General features: G+C 28.4%; 3 protein-coding genes. All 3 read left to right on the top strand.

All coding sequences use genetic code 11. The annotated features are described in order from the left end of the window. Positions 1–203 precede the first annotated feature (203 nt). The 3 genes from GMC_RS18685 to GMC_RS0101955 all read left to right on the top strand — a co-directional run bounded on the left by GMC_RS18685 (position 204) and on the right by GMC_RS0101955 (position 3,929). Positions 204–1,400, top strand: coding sequence for an aspartyl protease family protein (locus GMC_RS18685; RefSeq protein ID WP_010520559.1), 1,197 nt, complete (start codon positions 204–206; stop codon positions 1,398–1,400). A gap of 221 nt (positions 1,401–1,621) precedes the next feature. Then, a complete protein-coding gene (locus tag GMC_RS0101960; protein WP_010520558.1) occupies positions 1,622–3,037 on the top strand; it encodes a hypothetical protein in 1,416 nt (471 codons plus the stop codon). 232 nt (positions 3,038–3,269) lie between these two features. Then, a complete protein-coding gene (locus tag GMC_RS0101955; protein WP_010520557.1) occupies positions 3,270–3,929 on the top strand; it encodes a hypothetical protein in 660 nt (219 codons plus the stop codon). Positions 3,930–3,942: the final 13 nt, after the last annotated feature.

Here is a 3,942-nt window from a genome sequence, read left to right as displayed (position 1 = left end):
CACGGTGTATAAAACATAGCTGATAAGTGTTTAACTAAAAGGTTTGTTTATATTTAGAAAGTCCGCCAAATTTTTAATTTGGCTTTTTAAAAGAGAAAAATTAAAAACAAAATATAAAAATTCGGCTCTGTGTTAATCCGAAAAGTCAGTGTCTTTTTGCACGCTACGTTTCATACACAAGTCCGTTAGCTTTCAGTAAAAAAATGAAAAAAACATTATACCTAATTTTAGCAGCTATATTTCTATCAAGCTCTGTAAAGGCCCAAATTAATAAAATATTAAAGCAAGGAAATGTTTTTCAAAAAGACTTTAAAACCACAATTCCATTTACTTATATTAATGGTTGGATTATAATAGAAGTAGAAATCCAAAACAAAACCTACAATTTTCTCTTAGACACTGGCTCATCAAATCTTATCACTAATGAATTTGCTCAAGAATTAAACTTAAATCCATTAGGAACTGAAGACATAAAAGATATTAATAAGAAAAGTAATTCTACAAAATACACTAGAATAAATAATATCAAAATAAAGGACATTGATTTTCAGAAAACTATTGCTGCAATAGTTGACCTTAATGCAATAACCGAAATTAAATGTACAAAAATAGACGGAATTATTGGTTCTAACTTAATGAGAAAAGCTGTTTGGGATTTTGATTTTAAAAATCAATTGATAACAATAACAAGCGATGAAAAAAAGCTTCACCTTCCTTCAAAAACAATTTCATCAAAACTATATATTGGAACTGCAGGAATACCTTCTGTAACAATTAATATAAATGGGCAAAAAATATTAAATAATACAGTTGATTTCGGAAATTCTGGTAGTAACTTACTTAGAGCTGATTACTTCAAAAAACAGATTAAAAATAAAAAAATCAAACAAATTGTTAAAGGTTATGGCAAAAATTTTGGTGCTTTTGGACGTTCTGACATTGAAGAGTTTCATCACATAATAATTGATGAAATGAGAATAGGAAACCATACTATAAAAAACTTATTTGCAACAGTAAATAAAGAAAGTGGAAATAATTTAGGTTTAGATTTCTTCAAAAACTACAGAGTAATCTTAAATTGGAAAACTAAAAAAATTAAATTAATAGAAAAAGATATTGCTGGTAATGACTCTTTTATAAGTTATGGTTTTTCTACTCTATATGAAAAAAAAGGTATCTATGTAAATTCAATTATTGAATCTTCAAATGCTTCTAAACTAATCAAAAATGGAGATAAAATACTACAGATAGAAAATCAAAATTATATTAATATAACAGAAGAGAAATATTGCGAAATATTTGAAAACATCCTTGATCTTAAAAATGATTTTTTAGAAATTAAAGTAGAGAGAAATGGAAAAAAACTTGATTTCAAAATATTAAAAACTAAATTACTCTAAATAATAAAAAACCGAAAAGCTAACAATGGCTATAATTAATGCGAGAGCAAGTGCTAGCCGAAATGTTGGCTGATTTGTATTGTCGCAAAAGCTTTTTTCTTATTTTTAAATTCAAACTAAAAAACGGCAAAAGCTTTTGCTTGTGCTGGCTTGAAATTCACTGAATTTCCTCGCCGCACTAATCATAGCCGGAACGTTGTAAACAATGCTGAAAAAATCGAATGGTAAGAATATATTTTGACAAACAGATTTTCAGTCATCTTTTTAAGCAAGAAAAAAGCCAATATGTCAAATTATTGAATAAAATCAGAACTCAAAAGGCAAGTTTATTTTGTTACTCTCACGCACATCTTCTCGATTTAAAGAATGATAAAACCGATATTAAATACTCGGAACTAAAATTTATTGATTCTATTGTTAATGACAACTATCTATCTTATCACGCAATTAAAAAAAAGACATCTTGTTATCTAGCTAGACCTCTCGAAGCTTTTGCGGATGTCGAGAAAAATTCAGACGAAATTGATTTTTCTAGCATTTTTGATTTCGACACAAGCGATTTAAGTACTGAGGATAAAGAAAAGATTGAATCTGCAAAAACTTTATTTACTGATACCAAATTGGATTTTAATTTCCCAGGACTAGAAAATGTTGATTCTAAAATTACCGATCCGTTAAGCAAGTTACTTCCATTCGGAAAAGAACCTATGTCATTAATGAAATGGAGTGAACATTTTATGGGAATGCTTAAAAATATGCAGGAAGACAAATCCGTATATAAAGGTTTGAGAAATGTAACTGACAAACATTTCAATAACGGAAAATTTACAATTGATTACGATGAAATTAATTTCAACGAAGAATTAAAAGATTCACATCTTCAAAAGACATTCATTGAATATGTAAATAGCAACCTTAATCCAAATGGAGACAAGGAAATATCAAAATATGATTTTTTTACTAATGCATATTTTACACTCGACTTACTAGGCATTAGTAAAGAACCATCTAAAAGCGTAAGATTTAATAATATGCTTAATGATGGAATTCATAGCTATTATGCAGCTTATTGTGACTGCGTTGTATCTGATGATGCTGGTTTTCTCAAAAAAACTAGAGCTCTTTACAAACTTTTGGAAATTGACACAAAGGTTATGCACATAGATGATTTTATTAATTCATTTGATTTCATTGTAGAAAAAGAAGAAAAAGACCAAAATACTTTTTCTGAACTATTAATAAACGATATTAAAAATGGTCTAATTGTCGATTCTTATAAATCAATTGAAATTAATCGAAACACTAATACAATAAAACCATTTCATAACTATTTAGGCTTTTTCAACAGAATAGATAATATTCAAGAAAATGGCAAAAACTATTTATACTTTTATAGAAAAACGGAAAACTATTCTAGTTTCACTTTCATCAGAGAATATGAATTAGTTGTTAATAATGCAGTAGACATATTTGGAGCTGATAAGTATTTCAAGGAAAAATTTGAATGGGAAAAAGAAAAAGATTTAATACAATCTGATAAATGGTATGGTCGAGTTTGGGACTTTGAAAGTTTCACTCTGAAAATCGAAACAAACAAAGGCTCTGGAAAATTGAGTATATTGGTTTCAATTAACTAAAGGCACTGTTTACAACAATGGCTATAATTAATACGGGTTTTGGTTCTTAATCCAAAGTTTGGAGCTTTTTAATTAAGTCCGCCAAATCTTTTTGATTTAGATTTACAATAAAAAAGATAAAACAAAATAAAAAGTTTTGGCTAAGTGCTTAATCGAAAGTTCATTACTTTTAATTCCCGCACTAATCATACACCTAACGTTATAGCCAATTAAAAATAAGCCCTGAAACTGAATGAAAGAACCTTCAGAAATATTAATACTTGAAAAATACACAATAAGTATATTTGAAGAAAACGATTATCGATTTGACTCAACAGACAATTGGTATAAATATTCAAAAGAGTACATTAAGGAAGACAATAATGAATTGACCTCTGTTTTTGGAATTAAGATATTTGAAGACGAAAAATTGATAAGCGATTGTATTATCGGTTCAGATGGTGGAGCTACTGGAATTTATATGGATTCAACTATGATAAGTTATGAAGGACTTGTAATATGTTGCTCAGATAAGGTTTTTAAATTGTCGATTCCTGAATTAAACTTAGAATGGAAAACGAAAGCAGATACAATGACTTGCTTCGGAATTCATTCTTTAGATGCAGATTATGTTGTACACGGAGAACTTGAAATAACAAGACTAAACAAAGACGGGAAAATTATTTGGCAAAAAAGGGGACGAGACATTTGGACTACCCCAGAAGGTATAGATGATTTTGTAGTTTATGATGACTATATCCTAGCAACAGACTGGGAATATAATCGATACAAATTTGACTTTAATGGAAATGTCTTTGAAGAGTATAAAGTAAAACCTAGAGTTGAAAAAGCAAAGAAAGAAACTCCTATTATGCCTATTAACAAAAAGAAATGGTGGGAAATATGGAAATAAAAAAAGGCTATAA

Source organism: Aquimarina agarivorans (assembly GCF_000218485.1).
Classification (GTDB): Bacteria; Bacteroidota; Bacteroidia; order Flavobacteriales; family Flavobacteriaceae; genus Aquimarina; species Aquimarina agarivorans.
This window is presented reverse-complemented; position numbering and strand designations above follow the sequence as displayed.

Bases quoted from the DNA above. Each gene is read 5' to 3' on its own strand.
- GMC_RS18685 (WP_010520559.1), top strand. From the start codon at position 204: ATGAAAAAAACATTATACCTAATTTTAGCAGCTATATTTCTATCAAGC.
- GMC_RS0101955 (WP_010520557.1), top strand. From the start codon at position 3,270: ATGAAAGAACCTTCAGAAATATTAATACTTGAAAAATACACAATAAGT.
- GMC_RS0101960 (WP_010520558.1), top strand. From the start codon at position 1,622: ATGGTAAGAATATATTTTGACAAACAGATTTTCAGTCATCTTTTTAAG.